The organism is Alicyclobacillus acidocaldarius subsp. acidocaldarius Tc-4-1 (assembly GCF_000219875.1).
Taxonomy (GTDB): Bacteria; Bacillota; Bacilli; order Alicyclobacillales; family Alicyclobacillaceae; genus Alicyclobacillus; species Alicyclobacillus acidocaldarius_A.
Map to the genome: position 1 here is coordinate 1446396 of NC_017167.1, position 22450 is coordinate 1468845.

The window sequence follows — 22450 nt, forward strand, 5'->3', positions numbered from 1 at the left end:
GGCGCCGGCCTCGGCTATCATAGCCATATTGAGGACGAGCAGGAGGAACAGTCGATGCAGGTCACAATGGACACGTTGGTGTCGCTCGCAAAGCGGCGAGGCTTTATTTTCCCTGGTTCCGAGATTTACGGCGGATTGGCCAACACGTGGGATTATGGGCCGCTCGGCGCCCAGGTCAAACACAATTTGAAGCGCGCCTGGTGGCGGTTTTTCATCGAGCAAAATCCGTTGAATGTCGGTCTGGATTCGGCCATCCTCATGAATAAGCAGGTGTGGGTGGCGTCTGGACACGTGGCAAACTTCCACGACCCGATGGTGGACTGCCGTCAGTGCAAGGCCCGCTTCCGGGCGGATAAACTCATTGAAGAGGCTGCAGAGGCGCAGGGGAAGTCGTTGGTGGTGGACGGCCTGCCGTTTGCCGAGATGGAGCGGCTGATTGAGGAACTTCAAATCGCTTGCCCTAACTGCGGAGCTCGCGATTTTACGAACGTCCGGCAGTTCAACATGATGTTCCGCACGTTTCAAGGCGTGACCGAAGACGCGGCCAACGAGGTGTATCTCCGCCCCGAGACCGCGCAAGGCATTTTTGTGAACTTTAAAAACGTCCAACGCACCATGCGCAAGAAACTGCCGTTTGGCATCGGTCAGTTTGGCAAAAGCTTCCGAAACGAAATCACGCCCGGGAACTTCATCTTTCGCACGCGCGAATTCGAACAGATGGAGCTCGAGTTCTTCTGCGCGCCAGGCGAAGACGAAAAATGGTTTGCGTATTGGCGGCAGACATGTATGGACTGGTTGCTCTCACTCGGGATCAAGGCGGAACATCTGCGGTTTCGCGATCACGCAAAGGAGCAACTGTCCCACTACAGCAAGGCGACGACGGACATCGAGTACCATTTTCCGTTCGGCTGGGGCGAGCTTTTGGGTGTCGCGAATCGCACCGATTACGACCTCAAGGCACACCAGGAGCACTCCGGGGAGAACATGATGGTGCAGGAGGAAGGCCGAGAGCCCTTCATTCCCTATTGCATCGAGCCTTCGATCGGCGCTGATCGCCTGTTTCTCGCGGTCTTCGCGGACGCCTACGACGAGGAAGAAGTGGCGGAAGGCGACACGCGCGTCGTTCTCCGGCTGCACCCGAAGCTCGCGCCTTACCAGGTCGCGGTGTTGCCTTTGTCGAAGAAGCTGAACGAACCGGCGCACCGTCTCTACCTGGACCTGATTCAGGTGTATAGTGCCGATTACGATGAGACGGGGTCTATTGGGAAGCGATATCGCAGGCAGGACGAGATCGGCACGCCCTTCTGCGTGACGTATGATTTCGAGTCGGAATCGGACGGACAGGTGACCATCCGGATGCGCGATTCGATGGAACAGGTCAGAATCCCGATGGAAGGCGTGCGCGCATGGCTGGATGAACAATTGCGGTCGTCGGGCGCGACGTGGTGAAGGCATGAAGCCGGCAGGATGGAGTCATGCTAAGCCGGGGGTGGGCCAGATGTCAGGTGAACACACGCAACATCACAACGACGACTTCACGTTCGTGGGAGCCCTTAGCCACAACCACGAGGTGGAGGCGTTTGTGGAGCGGCGCAACCAGATGTTGAGTTCGCGACTGGATGCGGTGGTTCCCTGGAAAGCATATCACCGGGCGAATGTGCCTCACGGCAAGAGGCAGTCGAACGGGTGACAGGCAACCCACGCCCTGGGCGGTCCGCTTCGGCGGATCGCCTTTTTTCAGCTGGCATGACGTGCACGCTCGGGCATGTGGTACAATGTCGAAAATCTCGTAAACCTTTTACTTCTGGCGTGGACGAGAGGAAGAATCCGCAATGAGTGATGCAGTGTGGCGCGAGTGGCGTCGACCGCCCCGAGACGTCGAGGGCTCGCTTGGCGTTTTCGTCATCTTCGATGGCGCGATGTCCACCTATCTACACCAACTGGGCGTTCCCATCGGCACGCCGGTGGAGCAATTGAATCTGACTTCGCCCGATCTCGTCGCGCGTGTGCATCGCCGTTACGTCGAATCGGGTTGCACCGTCCTGCAGACCAACACGTTCATGGGCAATCGAGTCGCGTTGGAGCGCCACGGTCTCTCCGTGGACGTGGCGAGCCTCAACCGAAGGGGCGTCGAAATCGCCCGATCCGCCGCTCACGGTGAGGCGAGCGTGTACGGCACGATGGGTCCTGCCATGGGCGGTTATCGGTACGGCGCCTTATTGCAGGACGACGAGCGCGATTTGCTTGCGCACGTCTACGCCGAACAGGCGGAGGCGCTCGTTAGCGCCGGCATCGACGGCTTGATTTTGGAAACATTCCCGGATCTCGAGGAGGCGCTCGTTGCGATTGCGGCCGTGCGCCCCCTCTTAGGGGACCTCCCGCTGGTGGTGAACCTATCACCCGAGGAAATTGGGGTGACGCGCGACGGGGTTCCGCTCGCGGAGGCATTCCGGCGCATTAGGGCGGCGGGCGCCGACGTGGTGGGATTGAACTGTCGCCTCGGACCCTACGGGATCTTGCGCTCCTACGAGCAGGCGGGCCTGTCAGCCGAGGGGCCCTATGCGGCTGTTCCAAACGCTGGGATTCTGCAGCGGTCGGAGGCGGACGAGATCGCGTACACTGGAGACACAGAGGACTTTTCGCGCCTTATGCTGCGCATTGCGCAACTTGGGGTCCGATGGCTCGGCGGTTGTTGTGGAACGACGCCGGAATATATTCGGAGCCTTCGCGATGCCCTGATGCGCGCGGACCGCAAACCACACGGGGCCACCGTTCCGGCGGACACCCGCGGGCCGAGCGGACCGTCCAGAGTGACCCTAGGAGCCGGGGGCTATCACGAAGGCGTGAGTGTTGTCGAGATTGCACGTGAAAAAAAGGCCATCGTCGTCGAATTGGATCCACCGAAGCACCTGTCCATTGCTCGCTTTTTAGACGGGGCCGAAGCGCTGGCGCGCGCGGGTGCCGATCTCATCACCATGGCGGACAATTCGCTGGGCTCGGTTCGCGTCTCCAACATGGCACTGGCGAGCCTCCTCAAACAGCGCGGAATTGAGCCGTTGGTCCACGTGACATGCCGAGATCGCAACCTCATTGGGCAGCAGTCCCACCTGATGGGACTCGCCGTCCTTGGCATCCGCAACGTGTTGCTTGTGACGGGGGATCCGTCCCGGTATGGAGAGCTGCCGGGGGCCACGAGCGTGTACGACGTGTCGTCGATGGACTTGACCAAAATGGTCCGCAGGCTCAACGAGGGCATCGGTTTCTCCGGTCAACCGCTCAAACAGCCGTCTCGATTTGTCATCGGAACGGCGTTCAACCCGCACGTCCACAACTTCCGAAAGGCCGTGGAACGCCTGCAGCGAAAGGTGGAGGCGGGCGCGGATTTTGTGATGACGCAGCCCGTGTTTGATCCCGACTTGATGGCGGCCATTGCCGAGGCGACGCGAGACCTGGGCGTCCCGGTCTTCGTGGGCATCATGCCGTTGACAAGCGCTCGAAATGCGGAATTTCTTCATCATCAGGTGCCAGGCATTCGCCTGTCCGAACAGGCGCTGCGCCGCATGCAGGAGGCCGCGCCTGAGGAGGCACCCGCAGTCGGCGAGGCCATCGCTCGAGAATTGGTCGAGGTGGCCATACGACTCTTCCCGGGCCTTTATCTGGTGACTCCTTTTCTTCGTTACGAGATGACCGTTCGACTCACCGAATACGCTCGACGCCTGGAGGCAACGCTTGTCTCCCGCCCGCATGGGCATGCGTGACGCGCGCCTCCCGAAAGCGACGAATGTCTCCTGTACGCGATTGCGGCAAACAGCAAGCCGCGATATGGTGACGGAGGACGCGTTTTGTGGAGGGAGGGCGCGTATGCGTCGGACGTGGACGCTCATGTTAGCGGGATGGATCGCCATGTTGACGGTGGGTTGCGGCGTCATAGGACAATCCCAGGCGAGCGGGGAAGTGGCAAAGACCTCTGGGCGAGATCGCCCACATCCCTTGGTGTTTCAGAATCTCACGGGAGCCATGAACCAGGGCCAGGATCCGCGGTGGGATCCTCGGCCTGCGTCCGTAGGCTTGTACGGCGCGGTGCCGGTCTGGACAGCGAGCGGTCGACAGGAAGTGCTCACGCCGGAGCGCCAGCCCCTTCTCTTCGCGGCGTACTGGTGTCCGCATTGCCAGCGCACGCTGCAATTGTTGACGGCCATCCGGCATCGCCTGAAGCACATGCCGGTGATTGTCAATGTCGGGTATCCGGCCGGCACGTCGCTCCAGACCGCAATCCGGATTGCCCGCGAAGAGGATGCGGCACTGCATCTGGCCCCGTTCGAACAGGTGTTTATCCTCACCCCGTCGGCAGGGGACCGGTACGCGCCCCTCGGGTATCCTACCCTAGTCTTTCGCCAGGGGAGTGCGCTTTGGTCGCTCTATGGCGAGCACCGGGCCGAGATATGGGAAAAGGCTCTGTCCTAAACGCGTTAAAACGCGTACAATCACAGCATAAGCCCCACCCAAGGCGGTGAGGCAGGCCGGATCGCAGGGTGACGATGCAGATGGACGCGGGATCGCTCAGTGCGCTCTTCCAACATACGCGGACTTGGGGTCGTGCGCAGCGCGGATTGGAACTGTTTCGGTTTGCCGCTGACGCGCTGAGCCAGTTGGCGGCAGTCAACGGGGGACTCTTCATCTACCGAAAGCGGGACGATGGCTGTTGGTCGAGGACATCCCGCATGATGAACTGCGCGCGTGGCTAGCGTCCTTGTCCGTGTTAGAGTTTGGCGTATGGCCCCTCTATTCGCGAGAGGAAGTGCGCGGTGCCATGGTTGCGGCTCGCACGGAGCCCGTCGTCCACATCACTTGGGAGACGAGTCATGCGCTCATGGAAGCTTGCTCAGCTCAGGTCTCGTTGGGGCTCGACATGATCATGGCGCTTCGAGTCGCCGAACATGCGAGCCAGCGCGATCTTCTTACGGGCGCTTGGAATCGGCTCGGCATTGAACGGAGGTGGCCATACGTCCTCGAGGTGGCTCGGGAGGACCGCGCGCGTCACGCGATTGTCGGCATCGTGGACATCGACCACTTCAAGCATATCAATGACACGTACGGGCATCCGGTCGGAGACCGCGTGCTGCGCCTCGTGGTACAGACGCTCAAGGAGGAGGCACGACCCGATGAGCTCGTGGGCCGTATCGGTGGCGACGAATTCCTCGTCGTTGCATGGTCCGATTCGCCGGATTGGCGGCCCAGAATGTTTGCTTTGCAGCGGGCCGTTCGGGAACGCTGGAGCGGCACGTGCGCGGTGTCCGTGGGGGGAGCGTGCTCGGCGTGGATGGCGACAGCTTCGAAGCCTGTTACTCGGCCGCGGACGAGCGCCTGTACGAGAACAAACGCTGGAGAAAGCAACACGGAGAAAGCCCCGTTTCGTGAACCTTCATCGCCCTTCTTCGCGCTGATCTCCTGACAATCGGAATGAAGCCGATGCACGCCGCATACAACTGAACAGAGGTTTGGGTCCAGCTGGGAGGATCGGCGCATGTTCTCGCTTCGTCGCCGCAAAAAGGAAACCGAGATCCTCGAACAGTTGGCGCGCGTTCTGTCGTTGCTAGAAGAGCGGCTGGATGCGCCGGCGGATCGCCGGATCGACATCGCGGTCGAGCGCGTGCAGGTGGACCACGTCGATCTCAAGGAGCTCGTCTTTCGACTGGATCGGCTGGATGTCAACGAATTGAGCGGCACGCTGACCCTCGGCAACCATATCCGGGTGGACACCAGCCGAACTCCCGAGCCATCGTCCGAAACGTCTGAACTCGAAGCGACGTCAAGGGGGTACCGCATATCGTGGAACGAGGAACGACAGGCGCCGAACTGTCCGTGACGCGCGACCTTCATCCTCTCGTACGGCTCCTGTCTCCCACGTTCGTGATCGGCCAAATCACCGTTCACCAAGTGGCAGGTGCCTCCGTGATGAGCTTGGGGAACACGTGGGCGTCCGACTTTCGTCACCAAGCGCAAGTGCAACAGGGGTTCGGCAACGTGTACGGAAGTCGTTCCATCGTCGCCAACAATCAGTGGTCACCATCCGCTGGAACCTCTGCGCGCGAGGATCGACCTTCGCCGTGGCCGGAGCGTTGGCTGCGCGCCTGACGCGCGGGTGTTCTGCGTTGGAGGCTGAATCATGAACCAGAAATCCAATCATCCGTTCGAGTTTCTCAATCAGCTGCAGGAACTCGGCGACGTGCGGAAGTGGCTCGGCCCCGACTTCCTGAAAAACATCCCGATGCCGAATTTTCAAGGCGTCCCTTTCTTTCAGGACGAATCGACCGCGGCGCCCTTTCCGCCCATCGACTTGTACAACCGGAGCAGTGAGATCGTGGCCGTCATCGCGCTCCCCGGGCTCAAATCCCAGGGAGACGTCGCACTCACCGTGCGCCCGCGCTTGCTGCGGGTACGAGGTCAGCTGTCGTCGTACTTCGCCGGTGCGCACGATCACGTCCTCTCATCCGAACTGTTCCGCGGCGCGTTCGACAGGGAGATGGATTTGCCGGAGCGAGTGAATCCGGATGGCGTGAAGGCCGTCTACCGCAGCGGGCTGCTCATCGTGTACATGGCGAAGGATCTCACGCGCGAGACGCCCGGCAACACCGTCGCCATCGAGTTTGCACCCGAAGAAGGCTGAAGGGAGGGGGCTCATTGGGCGCATGGCCAATGCACCTTCACGTGGGCACCATCGAGCGCTCGTCAGCGCTCCTCGTGGGCGGCTGTAACGTCGTCTATGGGCTCAGTTCGCACGAGAAGTCCAACGTAGGCTTTGGCGCGGTCGGTTCCCAATCGTGGGTCGCGCAGAATCGCGTGCTACTCTACGATCCCGACGGGATCGACATGCCGGTCGACGATCGCGACATGCACGTCCTGCAGACGCGCCAGCAGGCGCCCATCGATACGCGAATCGCATTTCAGAGCCTTGGCGTGAATTCCATGCAGCAAAATGCAGGCGTCTTCGTCGGGGATGCGCAGATCACAGGCTGGGATCAGCATCAAAAGACCAACAAGGCCTCGGGCGATATCGGAGGCGATCACAACGTCGAGATCGCGGGGCTCCACGTGAATTACGACGCGGACGGGATGGACGGCGTCTTCCTGGATAGTGATCACAAAGCGGGCACCTTCGTGCGCCAGGGATAGCGCAGCGAGGTGCCCGCTGTTCGCGAACCTCAGGCTCTTGCGGCGGCCATTTTTTCGCGCAGTTTCTCGGTCAACTTCGGCACGATCTCGAACAGATCGCCCACGACACCGTAATCAGCGATCTCGAAGATGGGCGCTTCGGCGTCCTTGTTGATGGCGATGATGAGCTTCGACTGGCTCATCCCCGCGAGGTGCTGAATCGCGCCGCTGATGCCACATGCAATGTAGACGTCCGGCGTCACAACCTTGCCCGTCTGCCCAATCTGCAGGCTGTAGTCGCAGTATCCAGCGTCGCAGGCCGCGCGCGACGCGCCCACCGCAGCGTCCAAGACCTCCGCGAGCTCGTAGAGCGGCTTGAAGCCCTCTGCGCTCTTGACACCTCGGCCACCGGAAACCACCACGCGCGCCTCGGTGAGATCCCGGCCAGTGCTCGCCTTCTTCTGGACGTTCACCACCCGGGTTTTGACGTCGGCCGGTTCGTCAAACGCGCGCACGTCGACTTCCGTGGATCCGCCTTGTTCGGCGTCTGCGGGGAGGTTATTCGGGCGGACCGTCACTACATAGGGCGTCGACAAGACCCGCTTCGTCTCGAACGCCTTGCCCGCGTAGATCGGTCGCTTGAACAAAACGTCGCCGCCCTGCACATCGAGGCTCACCACGTCAGAGACCTGTGGTGCATCCAGTGCAGCCGAGATCTTCGGCGCCAGGTCGCGGCCGCCGGCCGTGTGTCCAAGCACCACCACGTCGGGCTGCACTTCGTCCAAGACAGGGCGCAGGGCGAGGTAATAGTGTTCCGAGTCATAGTTGGCCAGGGAATCGCCTTCAATGGCAATGACCTTGTCCTGAGGGTGCTGTGCGAGTTCGGCCGCTGCATCCTTCACCTGGCTCCCGATTACGACCGACACAATCGAACCGCCATCCGCAATCGCGCGCGCGGCCCCAAGCGCCTCCAGGGCGATCTGACGCAGTTTTCCGTCCCGCTGTTCCGCAATGACCAAAACTTTCTTCGGCATCGTTTCCTACCTCCCGTTGTTGTGTGACTCACCGCATGGCTTTACCGAAGCGCCTTGACGAGAATCTCGGCCAATTGCTCCGCCTGCTCGTCCGGGGTGCCGGTGATCTTCTGACCGGCCTGGCGCTTCGGCGGCAGGGTCACCTCGACGCGCTCCACTTTTGGGGCCACGTCGTCGCTCGACAGGCCGAGATCCGACAGCGTGAGGGTGGTAAGCGGTTTCTTCTTGGCCTTCATAATGTTAGGAAGCGATGGATAGCGCGGCTCGTTCAGTCCCTGTTGAGCCGTGAACAGAGCCGGAAGCGTCGCGGTCACAGTCTGGACATCGCCGTCAATCTCCCGGACGCCAGTCGCTTGATTGCCCTCGATGGTCAGCTTCGTGACCGCAGCGATGTGGGGGAGACCGAGTTGATGTGCGACGCGGATGGCCACCTGACCGGCTCCGTTGTCGACGGAAAAGTTGCCTGCGAGCAGAACATCAAACGACTTGTCCTTCAAATAGGCGACAATGGCTTTCGCAATCGCGCGCTCATCTGTCAGTTCTGGCGCTTCAATCAGGACGGCTTCGTCCGCCCCCATGGCGAGTGCCGTGCGCAAAGCCTGCGTCGTGTTTTCATTGCCCACGCTGACCACGGTCACCGTGGCGCCTTGATTTTCTTTCAACTGGATGGCTTCTTCAACAGCGTACTCGTCGTAGGGGTTGATGATCCACTTGACGCCATCCTCGGCAATCTTGCCATCCACGAGTCGGATGCGCTCTTCCGTGTCGAATGTCTGCTTCATGAGTACCACGACATGCATGATGCAAAACCTCCTACCAAAATGATGGGTGGTGTCTTGGGCCCCGAGCCGCTAGGCGCGGAGACCTCGGAGAAAGAAGTCGACGGTTTTGTCGACTTGGGCCGACAGGGAATACCGCCTGCCCGAGATCAGCCAAGACGATACGACTTCGTCCATGGCGCCAAAGATCAACAACCGCGTGAGCTTCACGTCTAAGTCGCGGCGGAAGATCCCTTGTTCGATTCCGCGCACCAGCACGTCTTCAATCAGCTGAATATAAGGCTTGAGCGCTTTGCTGATCTCGCTGTGCAATTCGCGCGAACTTTGGCGGAGCTCGAGCTGCGTGACCTTGGCCAGTTGAACATCCTTCTCGAGTTCGGTGAAGTGAAGCTCGCAGATCTTGCGAATCGCTTCATCCGCGCGATCATCTTCGTGCACATGCTCGTGAAACTTGCGCACGAGGCTGCCGAGCTTCTCCCGAAACAAAGAGATCAAGATGTCCTCCTTGTTTTTAAAGTACAGATAAATGGTCCCGTCCGCTACGCCCGCCTCGCGGGCAATTTTGGACACCTGCGAATTGAAGAAACCGTGTTCCGCAAACACTTTCAGCGCCGCTTTGAGGATTGCCTCGTACTTTTCTCTCCTTTTCTCCGCCAATCCACTTGTCATGAATTCACCTCGGTGTTAATATCGAGTCAAGCAATGAATGAACGCTCATTCATTTTCGTACCCCCATAGTAAATGGCGTGGGCGAGAATGTCAACGATGCAATCGCTTTTTTTACTCATGAGTTGTAAGCGGTTGCGGATGTGCCTCATCGAGACGCTGGCATGCTGAGGCCTGATGAGCGAAGCAGACCAACGAAGAAGCAGAAGGGAAGTGAACTGACGTGTTGCTTGCCATCAATGATATCGCCTTCGTGGCAGCGGTTGCGTATGCGCTTTATCTGTTTGGCACCGTCGTCTATCGGCGATATCGGTATGTCATGTTGGGAAAACCAGTGCCCTTGGACTGGCGTCCGGAATTCGGCGAGTTCATGGCGCAGGTGTTTGGACAGAAAAAGTTGTTCAAGGACAAGAAGAGCGGCGCGATGCACTTTGTTATGTTCTACGGCTTCATCGTGCTCCAATTTGGCGCGCTCGACATCATCGTGAAAGGACTCACGCTTGGGCGGCACATTCCTTATCCCGCGTACGAGACGTTCTCGTTCACGCAGGAGTGGGTGGCCATCCTCGTCCTCGCCGCGACAGCATACGCCGCCTACAGAAGGTACGGTGAGCGTGTCAAGCGGCTGAAGCGCGGATTCAAGCCGAGTATCGTCCTCATCCTCATCTCGAGCTTGATGATCTGCGTTCTCATGGATCTGTCGTTCGAACGCGTTTGGCAACAAGAGCCGAGCGCCTGGTGGGCGCCCATCTCGTCGCTCATCGCGTCGGCCCTGTGGAGTGTCGGCCCGAAGGGCGGAGAAATTGGATTCTATATCTTTTGGTGGCTGCACCTGCTTGTACTGCTGACGTTCCTCGTGTACGTGCCGCAGTCGAAGCACTTTCACCTCATGGTGGCGCCCATCAACATCTGGCTGCATCGCAAGGGAGCACCTGGCAGGCTCCGTCCTCTGAACCTCGAGGATGAAAACGCGGAGTCGTTCGGAGTCGGCAAAGTGGAGGACTTCGAGCGCAAGCAGATGATCGACTTCTTTGCCTGCGTGGAGTGCGGGCGGTGTACCAATTCGTGCCCTGCTTCCAACACGGGCAAGCCGCTCTCGCCGATGCACCTGATTGTTAAGATGCGCGATCACCTCATCGAAAAAGGGATGGCGCAGACCGGCCTGAACGCCTTCGAACCCAGTTTCCTCTTGCCCAAGCGAGAGGGCATGGCGCACAAGATGGCGTCCGGCGGTGAAAATATCTCCTTTCCTGACGGCGTCGTCACGGACATCGAGCCTACCTTCCACTGGCAGCAGGAAGATTGGCGGCTCACGCAGGCCGATCCAACGGAACTGTCGCTCATCGGCGACGTGATCACGGAAGAGGAGATTTGGGCCTGCACGACCTGCCGCAACTGCGAGGATCAGTGCCCGGTCGGCAACGAGCACGTCGACAAGATCATCGATCTGCGGCGTTACCTCGTCTTGATGGAGGGCAGCATGCCCAAGGAAGCCCAGCGCGCGATGCAAAACATCGAACGCCAGGGCAACCCGTGGGGACTGAGCCGCAAGGATCGGGCTCAATGGATGGAGGGCCTCGACGTTCCGGTCCCCACAGTTCATGAGAACCCAGATTTCGAATACCTGTTCTTCGTGGGTTCCATGGGTTCGTACGACCGCCGGGCGCGCAAAGTGACGCATGCCGTGGTGCGGTTGCTGCACGAGGCGGGCGTGAACTTCGCAGTGCTCGGCAATGAGGAGAATGGTTCGGGTGATACGCCGCGTCGCCTTGGCAACGAGATGCTGTTCCAGCAGCTTGCCATGGAGAACATCGCGACGTTTCAACAATATGGGGTGCGCAAGATTGTGACCGCGTGCCCGCACACGTTCAACACGCTGAAAAACGAGTACCCGGATTTCGGGCTCGAAGGTGTGGAGGTGTATCACCACACGCAATTGCTCGCCCAACTGGTTCGCGAGGGCAAGCTCCGCCCGACGCATCCGCTGAACGAGCGGATCGTGTACCACGACGCCTGCTACTTGGGCCGCTACAACGGCGTGTTCGACGCGCCGCGCGACATCCTGAAGGCCATCCCCGGGGTGGAACTCGTGGAGATGGAGCGGAATCGCGAAAACGCGATGTGCTGCGGCGCAGGCGGTGGGCGGATGTGGATTGAGGAGACCCGCGGCAAGCGGATCAATCTCGCGCGGACCCAGCAGGCGCTTGCGACGAATCCGACCGTCATTGGCAGCGCGTGTCCGTACTGCCTGACCATGATGGAGGACGGGACCAAGCTGACCGAGACGGACGATCGCGTCAAGGCGCGCGACGTGGCTGAGCTGCTCGCCGCGTCGGTCTTCGGAGAAGACCTTCGCCAACCGACCGAAGATGAGGAGGTTCAAGCCGGATGAGACAAATTCGCCGAGCTGCCGTCATTGGGTCCGGCGTGATGGGGGCGCAAATCGCCGCTCATCTCGCCAACGCAGGCATTCCGAGCCTGCTGTTGGACCTCGTTCCACAGGAGTTGACGCCGGAAGAACAAAAGAAGGGTCTGTCGCTCGATCATCCCGCGGTGCGCAATCGCTTAGCGACGGAGGCCATTCGCAGGCTGCACAAGCTCAGCCCGGCGCCCTTGTTCCGCGCCGACTACGCGAAACTCATCACACCCGGAAACCTGGAGGACGACCTGCATCGGATCGCCGAGGTCGACTGGGTGATTGAGGTCATCGTGGAGAGCCTCGAGCCTAAGCGCCAACTGCTCGAGCGTATCGAGCGGTATTGGCACGAGGGCATGATTGTGAGCACCAACACGTCGGGTATCTCCATCAACGCGATGGTCGAGGGCCGAGGCGAGGCGTTCCGCCGACACTTCCTCGGCACGCACTTCTTTAATCCTCCGCGTTACATGAAGCTGTTGGAGATCATTCCTGGCCGGGATACTGACCCTGCCATCGTGGAGTTCATGCGCGACTTCGGAACGGAGCGCCTCGGAAAGGGCGTCGTGCTGGCCAAAGACACGCCAAACTTTATCGCCAACCGCATCGGTACCTACGGCCTCTTGGTGACCTTCGAGGAGATGCAAAAGGGAGGCTTCACGGTTGAGGAGGTCGACGCCATCACCGGCCCGGCCCTCGGGCGTCCGAAGAGCGCGACGTTCCGCACGCTGGATCTCGTCGGGATCGACACGTTTGCCCACGTGGCCAACAATGTGCGTCAGAACGTGACCGATCCAGCGGAACAGCGGGCGTTTGAGGTGCCAGAGGCCATCCAAAAGCTTGTGGAGCGCGGGTGGCTCGGCGAGAAGAGCGGACAAGGCTTTTACAAGCGCGTCAAGCAAAACGGCCAGCGCCAGATCCTCGTGCTCGATCTCGACACGTTCGAGTACCGCGAACAAAAGACCATCGCCTCTTCGGCGCTCGAAGCTTCCAAGCAGGCGAAGGGCGCGGCTGGAAAGGCGAAGGCGCTCCTCCAGGGCGGGGATCGGTACGCCGAACTCGCGTGGAACATCGTCAAACGCGTGCTCGTGTACTCGGCCGAGAAACTCGGTGAAATCGCGGACACGATTCAGGATATCGACGCCGCCATGCGCTGGGGGTTCAACTGGGATCTTGGACCCTTTGAACTCTGGGATGCGCTCGGGCTGGTGGAGACGGCCGAGCGGATGCGGGTGGAAGGACTCCGGGTGCCCCAGTGGGTCGAGGACTGGATTGCTGCGGGTCACCGCGCTTTCTATGAAGAGGCGGACGGCAAGCGGACCATGCCCGTAAACGGCAAGCCTGAGCCTGTTCGGGTGCCGGCTGGGGTGATCGATCTCGCCGCGCTGAAGAAGGCGGGCAAAGTCATCGCGCAGAACTCGGGCGCGAGCCTCATCGACCTGGGCGACGGCGTCGCGTGCCTGGAGTTCCATTCGCAGAACAACGCGATTGGCCCCGACATTCTGACGATGATCGAAAAGAGCGTGGCCATCGCGGAGAAAGACTTCGCGGGCCTGGTCATCGCGAACCAGGGCAAGAACTTCTGTGTTGGCGCGAACCTCGTGCTCATCCTGATGGCGGCGCAGGAGGGCGACTGGGACGAAATCGACTTGTCCATCCGCCAATTCCATCGCGCCATGCTCGCGCTTCGCTATAGCCAGGTGCCAGTGGTGGCGGCGCCGCATCGGATGACGCTCGGAGGCGGGGTCGAAGTGTGCCTCGCGTCGTCGAGAGTGCTGCCAGCCGCCGAGACGTATTTCGGACTGGTTGAGGTAGGCGTCGGCGTCATTCCTGGCGGTGGCGGCTGCAAGGAGACGGCTCGCCGCGTGGCGGAATCGGTCGGCCCAGACGACGATCTCGTCCCTGCGCTCGCCCGGATGTTCCAGACGATTGGCACCGCCAAGGTGTCGACGAGCGGTGCAGAGGCACTCGCGATGGGCTGGCTGCGCGAGACGGATCGCATCGTCGTGAACGACGACCTGCGCATTTCGGCCGCAAAGGCGGAGGTCCTACGCATGGCTGAGATCGGATACACCCCGCCGCCAAAGGCGAAGGACATCCGGGTCGCGGGCCGCGATGGCAAAGCTACGTTGCAGATGGCCGCGCGCGGCATGTGGAACGGTGGCTACATTACGGATTACGACCTCCACATCGCCTACAAGCTCGCGCATGTGCTGGCGGGTGGCGACGTGCCGGCGGGCTCCCTCGTGAGCGAGGACTACCTGCTCGATCTCGAGCGCGAGGCGTTCCTCAGCCTGTGCGGAGAGCCGAAGACCATCCAGCGCATGCAGCACATGCTCGCCACCGGAAAGCCGCTTCGCAACTGAAGCGGGCCCACGACGGATACGACGATAGGGAGTGAAACCCATGCGGGAAGCTGTGATTGTTTCGGTTGCACGCACGCCGGTCGGAAAGGCCAAGCGCGGTGTGTTTCGCCATACGCGGGTGGAGGACCTCGGGCGCGCCGCGGTGCGCGCGGCGGTCGAGCGCGCGAAAGGGCTCGATCCCGCCGAGATTGAGGATGTCGTCATCGGCTGCGCCATGCCGGAGGGCGAACAGGGGCTGAACGTGGCACGCATCATCTCCCTGTACAGCGGGTTGCCGGAGACCGTGCCCGCGATGACCATCAACCGCTTCTGTTCGTCCGGCCTTCAGGCCATTGCCATTGCTGCCGAGCGCGTGATGCTTGGACACGTGGAGGTCGCGCTCGCGGGCGGCGTCGAGACGATGAGCCACGTCCCGATGAGCGGCTTCAAGCCGTCCCCGCACCCGGACATTTTGCTCGAGATGCCGGACATCTACATCTCCATGGGCCACACCGCGGAGAACGTGGCCAAGCGGTTCGGCGTGAGCCGCGAAGATCAGGATCGGTTCGCGTATGAGAGCCATCAGAAGGCGTATGCGGCGCAGCAGGCGGGCAAGTTTGACGACGAGATCGTCCCCGTGGAGACGAAGGTGTGGGACATCGACGAGGAGGGACGCCCGCACGAGAAGACCATTCGGGTCACGCAGGACGAGGGCGTTCGGAAGGACACGACGCCCGAGGCCCTGGCGTCGCTCCGACCCGCGTTTTCGGTCAACGGCACCGTGACCGCAGGCAACGCCTCGCAGATGAGCGACGGCGCGGCGGCCGCGGTCGTCATGACGGCGGAAAAAGCGCAGCAACTGGGCCTGAAGCCGCTCGCCACCTTCAAGAGCTTCGCGGTCACGGGCTGCGATCCGGCCATCATGGGTATCGGGCCGGTAGGCGCCATCCCAAAGGCGCTGAAGCTGGCGGGCCTTTCGCTCGCGGACATCGATCTCTTCGAGATCAACGAGGCTTTCGCGTCGCAGTGCCTGCAGGTGATCCGGTCGCTCGACATCGATCCGGCCAAGGTCAATGTCAACGGCGGCGCCATCGCGCTCGGGCATCCGCTCGGCTGCACAGGCGCGAAGCTGACGGCCACCCTGATCCACGAGCTGCGGCGGCGCGGCGGCGGCTACGGCGTCGTGTCGATGTGCATCGGCGGCGGCATGGGCGCGGCCGGCGTGTTTGAAGTTCATCAACCCTAAAATGAGTGCAAAGAAGGAGTGAGCTGATATGGAAAACAAGACCATCGTCAAGGGTGGCGCATTCATCATTGAGGAACTGGAGCCGTCTGCTGTTGTAACGCCGGAGGGCTTCACCGAGGAACAGAAGATGATCGCGGAGACGACGAAGAACTTCATCGAGTCGGAGGTCGTGCCACATCACGAGGAGATTGAGTCCCTGAACTACGAGCTCACGGTGAAACTGTTGCGCAAGGCGGCCGATCTCGGCCTTTTGTCCGCTGAAGTGCCAGAGACATACGGGGGACTCGGCCTTGACAAGGTGAGCGCGACGCTCATCAACGAGCACGTGTCGCGCGGCGGATCGTTCGGCCTTTCGTTCGGCGCGCACACCGGCATTGGCACGCTCCCGATTGTCTACTTCGGCAACGAGGAGCAGAAGAAGAAGTACCTGCCGAAGCTCGCGACCGGTGAGTGGATTGGCGCGTACTGCCTCACGGAGCCCTCGTCTGGCTCGGACGCGTTGGGCGCCAAGACGACGGCGAAGCTGTCGGAAGACGGGAAGTACTACATCCTGAATGGCACGAAGCAGTTCATCACCAACGCGGGTTTCGCAGACGTGTTTGTGGTGTACGCCAAAGTTGATGGCCAGCACTTCAGCGCCTTCATCGTGGAGCGGACCATGCCTGGCGTGAGCTTGGGACCCGAGGAGCAGAAGATGGGTATCAAGGGATCGTCCACGCGCCAGGTCATCCTGGAAGACGTGAAGGTGCCCGTAGAGAACCTCTTGTTTGAGGTGGGGAAGGGGCACCAAATCGCGTTTAACATTCTCAACATCGGCCGCTTCAAGCTGGGCGCGGGTGCCCTCGGCGGGTCGAAGATTGCCCTTGAGACGTCGGCGAAGTACGCGAACGAGCGCAAGCAATTCGGGAAGAAGTTGTCCGAATTTCCGCTGATTCAGCGCAAGCTGGCGCGGATGAATACGCAGATTTACGCGCTGGAGAGCGTCGTATACCGCACCGCCGGACTACTTGACGCCATCCTCGAGACGGTGGACGTGACCAAGCCCGATGCCGGCGTTCAGTCGGCCAAGGCTATCGCGGAGTACGCCATCGAGTGCTCCATCAACAAGGTCTTCGGGTCGGAGGTTTTGGACTACGTCGTGGACGAGGCTGTCCAGATTCACGGCGGCTACGGCTTCATCAAAGAATACGGCGTCGAGCAGATGTATCGGGATTCGCGCATCAACCGGATTTTCGAGGGCACCAACGAGATCAACCGGATGCTCATCCCCGGCACGATGCTGCGGCGCGCGATGAAGGGCGAATTGCCGCTGTTCCAGAAGGCGCAGGCGCTGCAGGCGGAGCTCATGCAGATGGTCCCGGGCCTGACGCCGCCCGAGGGCGTGTTGGCCGAAGAGAAGCAGCTCATCGAGAACATGAAGAAGGTCTTCCTCATGGTGGGTGGCCTGGCTGCGCAGGCTCTGCAGGCGCGCGTAAACGACGAACAGGAGATTCTGGCGAATCTGGCGGACGTCGCGATTCTGGCGTTCGCGGCGGAGAGTGCATACCTGCGGGCCATGCAGCAGGTGGAGTCGGCGGGCGAGGCGCAGGCCGCACTGAAGATCGCCATGACGCGCGCGTTTGTGCAGGACGCCGTGGCGAAGGTGGAACAGGCGGCGAAGGAGAGCTTGGCGCACGTGAGCCAGGGAGATGCGCTGAAGATGCAGTTGTCCATCCTGAAGCGGCTGACGCGCCGTTCCGAGGTCGACGTGATCGCGCTGGATCGCGAGATCGCCAAGCGCGTGGTGGAAGCCGAAGGGTACGTGTGCTGAACGATAGCCGCGAAGGGAAGGTGACCCTAGATGGAGAGGCCGTGGTTGAAGCATTATCCGCCGGAGGTGCCGAGCACCTACGAGTATCCGCGCGAGAACCTGGCATCGTTTTTGTTGCACTCGGCGGAGGCTTATCCGAATCGGCCTGCCCTGTGGTTCTTCGGGTATAAGATGACCTACCGCGAGCTCTTGGACGCCTGCTGTCGCTTTGCCAACGCGATGCGAGCGATTCCCCTGAACAAGGGGGATCGCCTCGCCATCATGTTGCCGAACTGCCCGCAGGCCGTCATCGCATATTATGGAGCGCTCTTGGCGGGCCTGACGGTGGTCCAGCACAACCCCATGTATACCCCGCGCGAGTTGAAGCATCAGTTGGAGGATTGCGGTGCCCGGGTGTTGGTGACGCTCGATGAGCTGTGGCCAAGGGTGGAGGCAGTGGAAGGCGAGCTGCCGGTCGAGTATTACGTGGTGACGTCCATTCGAGACTATCTGCCACCCTTGAAATCGCTTTTGTATCCCTTGCAGATGAGCCGTCAGGGGGGCGTGCCAAAGGTGCCATATGGCCCGCGCGTGCTGGCGTGGAAGCACTGCCTCGCGAGCGCGTCGGCCGACTTGCCGAAGATCGAGATGGATCCAATGGAGGATATCGCCCTCATCCAGTACACCGGCGGCACCACGGGCGTTCCGAAGGGCGCGATGCTGACGCATTACAACCTCGTGGCCAACGCGATTCAAAGCGCACTCTGGACGTACAAGTTGCAACGAGGCAAAGAACGGTATCTCGCCGTGCTGCCCTTCTTCCATGTATTCGGAATGACCGTACTTATGAACCAGTCCATATACACGGGCGGAATGTTGATTCTTGTCCCACGCTTTCAAGCGGAGCAGGTGTTGAAGCTCATTCACGAGTTCAAGCCGACCGTCTTTCCGGGCACGCCGACCATGTACATCGCGCTGATGAATCATCCGAATCGATCTCGCTACGATCTTTCGTCCGTCGAAGTTTGCGTGAGCGGCGCGGCGCCACTTCCGCACGAGGTTCAGGATCAGTGGGAAAAGCTCACGGGCGGCAAGCTCGTCGAAGGCTACGGCTTGACCGAAGCGTCGCCCATCACGCACGCAAACAACTTCTGGGCCGAGCGCAAGCCCGGTTCCATCGGCATCCCTTTTCCGGACACGGATGCGCAGGTGGTCGATCCCGACGGAAACCCGCTCCCTGTCGGCGAAATTGGCGAACTCGCGGTGCGGGGCCCGCAGGTGATGAAGGGCTATTGGAATCGCCCGGATGAAACCGCTTCGGTGCTGCGAAACGGGTGGCTGTTCACCGGAGACCTTGCGAAGATGGACGAGGACGGATATTTCTATATTGTCGATCGCAAGAAGGACATCATCATCGCGGGCGGCTACAACATCTACCCCCGCGAGGTCGAAGAGGTTTTGTACGAACATCCCGCCGTCGCGGAGGCGGCTGTGGTCGGTGTGGAAGATCCGTATCGCGGCCAGACGGTGAAGGCGTTTATCCAGCTGAAACCGGGCATGCAGGTCACGGAACAGGAGCTCGACGACTGGTGCCGGGCCAATTTGGCCGCATACAAAGTCCCGCGGGCATACGAGTTCCGAGACAGTCTGCCCAAATCGGCCGTGGGAAAAATCCTCCGCCGTGCGCTCACGGAGGAGACCACGCGACAGGCGTGACGGCAAGGAGGGTCGCGGCGTGTCCATGTATCCAGGGGGAAATGCAGAAGCAGCGACGGACGCGAGCGTCCGCACGTTCGCCGATTTGATTGGGGCGAAACTGGTGAGCGCAGACGATGACGAAGTGGTGGCCGAGTTAGTCATCCAGCCGCATCACTGGAATCTGGCGCGCATCGTGCACGGAGGCGTGTACATGTCGCTGCTCGATTCGGCCATGGGGCTCCTCGTCAGCCTCCACTATCCGAACCGGCCCGTGGTGACGACGAACCTCAACATTCACTTCACGGAGCCTGCGAGCGAAGGTACGCTCGTCTGTAGAGCGAAGTTCATCCATCGAGCGCGAAGCACCATGACCGTGGAGGGGCGCGTGTACCTGGGAGAGGACAGGTTGTGCGCGCACGCCACGGGATCGTTTCGCGTCCTGAAGCTACCTTCTTGAAAGGATTTCGGTATCGAAACAAGGCCGTCTGCGGGCACATGTTCGCTGCAGACGGCCTTTTCACAGGTTTTTCGCCCATATCTGATGTGTTTTTTGAGAGAAGGGCTTGTCAAACACTATATCTAGTGTTACGCTAATGCCTGTCCAAAGCATGTGATGTGTCAAGGGAATGGGTGCCCGCCACGGGGCGGGTGAAAAGGGAATCCAGCGGAAATCTGGAGCGGTCCTCGCCACGGTGACGCGGATCGCGGCGGCATGGGAACTTTCCAGCCACTCGGATGTCGAAAGACGTCGACACCGGGGAAGGCGCCGTCCGCGGATGAAGCGAAGCCCGGAGACCTGCCCATTCTCGAAGGATCCGACGCTCACGAGGGATTGAGAAGTCGGCGGACCGAGGACAGTTGCGCACTTCGACTGATCCGTCTTCCGCCGTCTGCTCATCCGGGTGAGCGCCCTGGATGAGCTTTTTGTGGGCGAAACTCAAGGTTTCAGGACGAGGTGCGGGGAGTGAATGCGATGGTACACCCAACTGACACGTCGACAGGACTGATGGAGCGGACGAGTGAGGATGAACGCCGTGTGGGGCGCGCGAGCCATGCGCTAGAGGAATGGCGCGATCGCGTCAAGACCTTCACAGTGGAAAAGCGAGATGGGCGGATCGAGCCGCTGTCTCTGGACAAAATCTTCGCATTTTTAAAGCGCGGCTGCGAAGCGGCCGAGGGATGCGATCCGGAACGCCTGGCGGCGGACGTGTGGCCTCAGCTCCGGGACGGCATGCGGACGTCGGAGATTGCGCGCGTCGCGATTCAAGCGGCGGTGGAAAAGACGAGCGTCGCCGAACCCGGGTGGCAGTTTGTCGCGGCTCGGTTGTTGCTCTTCGATGCGTACAAGCAAGCGTCGCGCAATCGGGGTTATCGTCATTTGGGTTACGGGGACTTTTATCAGTTGATTGTCGAGCTGGAGCGAATCGGGCGGTACGGCACGTACATACGACAGCACTACAGCGAGGACGAGATCGCCGAACTGGCCGCCTACATCAAGCCGGAGCGAGATTACCTGTTTAACTACGTGGGTCTGAAGCAACTGCTGGATCGGTACACCATTCGCAATCTGGACAACGAGATCATGGAACTGCCGCAAGAGTTGTTCATGGGCGTGTCCATGCACCTCGCCATGAAGGAAAAGGAGAAGGTCGCCTGGGCGAAGCGATTCTACGACATGCTGTCCACGCTGCAGGCCACGGTGGCCACGCCCACACTGAGCAACGCGCGCAAACCGTTCCACCAGCTGAGCTCTTGCTTCATCGACATGCCAGAGGACGATCTCGTCAGCATCTACGCCACAGACGAAGCCTTCGCGCGCGTCTCGAAGTTCGGCGGCGGGATGGGCATCTACGTGGGCAAGATCCGGGCTCGCGGATCGGCCATCCGCAATCATCCGGGGGCGTCGGGCGGCGTGGTGCCTTGGATCCGCAACTTCAACAACACGGCTGTAAGCTGCAACCAACTCGGTATGCGAGCCGGCGCGGCGGCCGTCTACCTCGACGTGTGGCACAAGGACATTCTGGACTTCCTGCAGCTGCGCACGAACAACGGCGACGAGCGGATGAAGGCGCACGACATCTTCCCGGGCGTGTGCATTCCGGACCTCTTCATGCGGCGCGTAGAGGAGCGCGGCATGTGGTACCTGTTCTGCCCGTACGAGGTCCGCAAGGTCATGGGCTTCTCGCTGGAAGACAGCTGGGGCGAAGAGTTCGAGCGGCGGTATCAGGCGTGCGTGGAGAATCCAAAGCTGCCGCGCGTGGAGATCCCGGCCATCGAAATCATGAAGCGGATCATGCAGTCCGCGTTCGAGACGGGAACGCCGTTCATCTTCTTCCGCGACACGGCCAATCGCCTCAACCCGAACAAGCACGCGGGCATGGTCTACTGCAGCAACTTGTGCACGGAGATCATTCAAAATATGAGCCCGTCGCGCAGAATCGAAGAGACGGAAGAGGGCGGGATCATCACCACGAAGACGGAGGCCGGTGATTTCGTCGTCTGCAACCTGTCCTCGCTGAACCTGGGGCGGTGCCGCGATCTCGACAGCATTCGCGAGACCGTGCGCCGGCAGATTCGCGCGATGGACAACGTGATCGACCTAAACCATTATCCGGTGCCCCAGGCCGCCGTCACAAACCGCAAGTATCGGGCGGTGGGCCTCGGCGTGAGCGGTTATCACCAATATCTCGCGGAGAAGGGCATCGCGTGGGAGTCGGAGGCCCACGTGAAACACGCCGACGAGCTGTTTGAGTGGATCAACTTCTTTGCCATCGAGGCGTCCATGGAGCTGGCGCGCGAAAAGGGGCCGTATCCGCTGTTCGAAGGCTCCGATTGGCAAACCGGGCGGTACTTCGATCTGCGCGGGTACCGGACGCGCCCAGGTGGTCCAGACTGGGACGGCCTGCGCCGCAAGGTGGCCGAGTACGGCGTGCGCAACGCGTATCTGGTGGCCATTGCGCCGACCAGCAGTACGAGCCTGATTGCGGGCAGCACGGCAGGCATCGATCCCGTGTACGCGCGCTTTTTCCTCGAGGAGAAGAAAAACGGCGTCGTACCTCAGACCGCGCCCAATCTGAACGACAAGACGTTCTGGTACTACAAGGAGGCGCACACCATCGATCAGCGCTGGAGCATCGAAGCGTGCGCGGCACGGCAGCGGCACGCGGATCAGAGCCAATCGTTCAATCTGTACATCACGCCAGGCATCAGCGCACGGCAGTTCCTGGATCTTTACCTGTTGGCGTGGAAGCGAGGCCTGAAGACCGTGTATTACGTCCGCAGCAAATCGGTGGAAGTTGAGGATTGCGTCGCGTGTACGTCATGA

Annotated in this window: 19 protein-coding genes and 1 riboswitch; of the genes, 16 read left to right on the plus strand and 3 right to left on the minus strand. The window is 60.9% G+C overall.

The window, feature by feature from the left end:
• Positions 1-54: 54 nt before the first annotated feature.
• The 9 genes from TC41_RS06795 (at position 55) to TC41_RS06835 (ending at position 7173) form a co-directional block, all read left to right on the plus strand.
• A complete protein-coding gene (locus tag TC41_RS06795; protein WP_041695141.1) occupies positions 55-1449 on the plus strand; it encodes a glycine--tRNA ligase in 1395 nt (464 codons plus the stop codon).
• 4 nt (positions 1450-1453) lie between these two features.
• Positions 1454-1690 (plus strand): hypothetical protein, encoded by a 237-nt coding sequence (locus tag TC41_RS06800; protein WP_237700053.1) that lies wholly within the window; start codon positions 1454-1456, stop codon positions 1688-1690.
• A 142-nt stretch (positions 1691-1832) separates the two neighbouring features.
• Complete coding sequence (locus TC41_RS06805; protein ID WP_014464280.1) at positions 1833-3758, plus strand: bifunctional homocysteine S-methyltransferase/methylenetetrahydrofolate reductase; 1926 nt, start codon at positions 1833-1835, stop codon at positions 3756-3758.
• 103 nt (positions 3759-3861) lie between these two features.
• Positions 3862-4464, plus strand: a complete 603-nt coding sequence (locus TC41_RS06810) for a TlpA family protein disulfide reductase (RefSeq protein ID WP_041695143.1) — start codon at positions 3862-3864, stop codon at positions 4462-4464.
• 346 nt (positions 4465-4810) lie between these two features.
• Positions 4811-5452 (plus strand): GGDEF domain-containing protein, encoded by a 642-nt coding sequence (locus TC41_RS06815; protein ID WP_237700054.1) that lies wholly within the window; start codon positions 4811-4813, stop codon positions 5450-5452.
• 72 nt (positions 5453-5524) lie between these two features.
• On the plus strand, positions 5525-5866 hold the full coding sequence (locus tag TC41_RS06820; protein WP_014464284.1) for a hypothetical protein: 342 nt from the start codon (positions 5525-5527) through the stop codon (positions 5864-5866).
• A complete protein-coding gene (locus TC41_RS06825) occupies positions 5830-6135 on the plus strand; it encodes a hypothetical protein (RefSeq protein ID WP_041695144.1) in 306 nt (101 codons plus the stop codon). Before TC41_RS06820 ends, TC41_RS06825 begins: the two co-directional genes overlap by 37 nt.
• A gap of 31 nt (positions 6136-6166) precedes the next feature.
• Positions 6167-6667 (plus strand): Hsp20/alpha crystallin family protein, encoded by a 501-nt coding sequence (locus TC41_RS06830; protein WP_014464286.1) that lies wholly within the window; start codon positions 6167-6169, stop codon positions 6665-6667.
• Positions 6668-6681: 14 nt separating this feature from the next.
• On the plus strand, positions 6682-7173 hold the full coding sequence (locus tag TC41_RS06835; RefSeq protein ID WP_041695145.1) for a hypothetical protein: 492 nt from the start codon (positions 6682-6684) through the stop codon (positions 7171-7173).
• A gap of 29 nt (positions 7174-7202) precedes the next feature.
• Here the strand turns inward: TC41_RS06835 and TC41_RS06840 are convergent, their stop codons facing one another.
• From TC41_RS06840 to TC41_RS06850, 3 genes are read right to left on the minus strand one after another with little or no spacing between them, the layout of a single operon-like run.
• The gene (locus TC41_RS06840) at positions 7203-8186 is read right to left on the minus strand and encodes an electron transfer flavoprotein subunit alpha/FixB family protein (RefSeq protein ID WP_014464288.1); all 984 of its coding nucleotides are present in this window, start codon (positions 8184-8186) and stop codon (positions 7203-7205) included.
• A gap of 41 nt (positions 8187-8227) precedes the next feature.
• A complete protein-coding gene (locus TC41_RS06845) occupies positions 8228-8986 on the minus strand; it encodes an electron transfer flavoprotein subunit beta/FixA family protein (protein WP_014464289.1) in 759 nt (252 codons plus the stop codon).
• A gap of 51 nt (positions 8987-9037) precedes the next feature.
• On the minus strand, positions 9038-9634 hold the full coding sequence (locus tag TC41_RS06850; RefSeq protein ID WP_014464290.1) for a TetR/AcrR family transcriptional regulator: 597 nt from the start codon (positions 9632-9634) through the stop codon (positions 9038-9040).
• A gap of 220 nt (positions 9635-9854) precedes the next feature.
• Here TC41_RS06850 and TC41_RS06855 point away from each other — a divergent pair, with 220 nt between their 5' ends.
• The 7 genes from TC41_RS06855 (at position 9855) to TC41_RS06885 (ending at position 22450) form a co-directional block, all read left to right on the plus strand.
• Positions 9855-12023 (plus strand): (Fe-S)-binding protein, encoded by a 2169-nt coding sequence (locus TC41_RS06855; RefSeq protein ID WP_014464291.1) that lies wholly within the window; start codon positions 9855-9857, stop codon positions 12021-12023.
• Positions 12020-14413 carry a 3-hydroxyacyl-CoA dehydrogenase/enoyl-CoA hydratase family protein gene (locus tag TC41_RS06860; RefSeq protein ID WP_014464292.1) on the plus strand — a complete coding sequence of 798 codons (2394 nt, stop codon included), beginning with the start codon at positions 12020-12022 and terminating at the stop codon, positions 14411-14413. The genes TC41_RS06855 and TC41_RS06860 overlap by 4 nt, the downstream gene beginning before the upstream one ends.
• A gap of 40 nt (positions 14414-14453) precedes the next feature.
• The gene (locus TC41_RS06865) at positions 14454-15638 is read left to right on the plus strand and encodes an acetyl-CoA C-acyltransferase (protein WP_014464293.1); all 1185 of its coding nucleotides are present in this window, start codon (positions 14454-14456) and stop codon (positions 15636-15638) included.
• Positions 15639-15666: 28 nt separating this feature from the next.
• Entirely contained in the window at positions 15667-17448 is a 1782-nt protein-coding gene (locus tag TC41_RS06870) for an acyl-CoA dehydrogenase family protein (RefSeq protein ID WP_014464294.1), read from the plus strand.
• Positions 17449-17478: 30 nt separating this feature from the next.
• On the plus strand, positions 17479-19143 hold the full coding sequence (locus TC41_RS06875) for a long-chain-fatty-acid--CoA ligase (RefSeq protein WP_014464295.1): 1665 nt from the start codon (positions 17479-17481) through the stop codon (positions 19141-19143).
• Between the two features lie 25 nt (positions 19144-19168).
• Positions 19169-19582 carry a PaaI family thioesterase gene (locus tag TC41_RS06880; protein ID WP_014464296.1) on the plus strand — a complete coding sequence of 138 codons (414 nt, stop codon included), beginning with the start codon at positions 19169-19171 and terminating at the stop codon, positions 19580-19582.
• A 154-nt stretch (positions 19583-19736) separates the two neighbouring features.
• A riboswitch (cobalamin riboswitch) is annotated at positions 19737-19943 on the plus strand.
• Positions 19944-20131: 188 nt separating this feature from the next.
• Positions 20132-22450 (plus strand): ribonucleoside-diphosphate reductase subunit alpha, encoded by a 2319-nt coding sequence (locus tag TC41_RS06885; protein WP_148260256.1) that lies wholly within the window; start codon positions 20132-20134, stop codon positions 22448-22450.

Excerpts from the sequence above, each read along its gene's own strand:
- TC41_RS06840 (WP_014464288.1), bottom strand. The coding sequence starts at position 8,186 with ATGCCGAAGAAAGTTTTGGTCATTGCGGAACAGCGGGACGGAAAACTG.
- TC41_RS06850 (WP_014464290.1), bottom strand. The coding sequence starts at position 9,634 with ATGACAAGTGGATTGGCGGAGAAAAGGAGAGAAAAGTACGAGGCAATC.
- TC41_RS06815 (WP_237700054.1), top strand. The coding sequence starts at position 4,811 with ATGGTTGCGGCTCGCACGGAGCCCGTCGTCCACATCACTTGGGAGACG.
- TC41_RS06860 (WP_014464292.1), top strand. The coding sequence starts at position 12,020 with ATGAGACAAATTCGCCGAGCTGCCGTCATTGGGTCCGGCGTGATGGGG.
- TC41_RS06810 (WP_041695143.1), top strand. The coding sequence starts at position 3,862 with ATGCGTCGGACGTGGACGCTCATGTTAGCGGGATGGATCGCCATGTTG.
- TC41_RS06885 (WP_148260256.1), top strand. The coding sequence starts at position 20,132 with ATGGAGCGGACGAGTGAGGATGAACGCCGTGTGGGGCGCGCGAGCCAT.
- TC41_RS06845 (WP_014464289.1), bottom strand. The coding sequence starts at position 8,986 with ATGCATGTCGTGGTACTCATGAAGCAGACATTCGACACGGAAGAGCGC.
- TC41_RS06795 (WP_041695141.1), top strand. The coding sequence starts at position 55 with ATGCAGGTCACAATGGACACGTTGGTGTCGCTCGCAAAGCGGCGAGGC.
- TC41_RS06870 (WP_014464294.1), top strand. The coding sequence starts at position 15,667 with ATGGAAAACAAGACCATCGTCAAGGGTGGCGCATTCATCATTGAGGAA.
- TC41_RS06865 (WP_014464293.1), top strand. The coding sequence starts at position 14,454 with ATGCGGGAAGCTGTGATTGTTTCGGTTGCACGCACGCCGGTCGGAAAG.
- TC41_RS06830 (WP_014464286.1), top strand. The coding sequence starts at position 6,167 with ATGAACCAGAAATCCAATCATCCGTTCGAGTTTCTCAATCAGCTGCAG.
- TC41_RS06880 (WP_014464296.1), top strand. The coding sequence starts at position 19,169 with ATGTATCCAGGGGGAAATGCAGAAGCAGCGACGGACGCGAGCGTCCGC.
- TC41_RS06820 (WP_014464284.1), top strand. The coding sequence starts at position 5,525 with ATGTTCTCGCTTCGTCGCCGCAAAAAGGAAACCGAGATCCTCGAACAG.
- TC41_RS06800 (WP_237700053.1), top strand. The coding sequence starts at position 1,454 with ATGAAGCCGGCAGGATGGAGTCATGCTAAGCCGGGGGTGGGCCAGATG.
- TC41_RS06875 (WP_014464295.1), top strand. The coding sequence starts at position 17,479 with ATGGAGAGGCCGTGGTTGAAGCATTATCCGCCGGAGGTGCCGAGCACC.
- TC41_RS06805 (WP_014464280.1), top strand. The coding sequence starts at position 1,833 with ATGAGTGATGCAGTGTGGCGCGAGTGGCGTCGACCGCCCCGAGACGTC.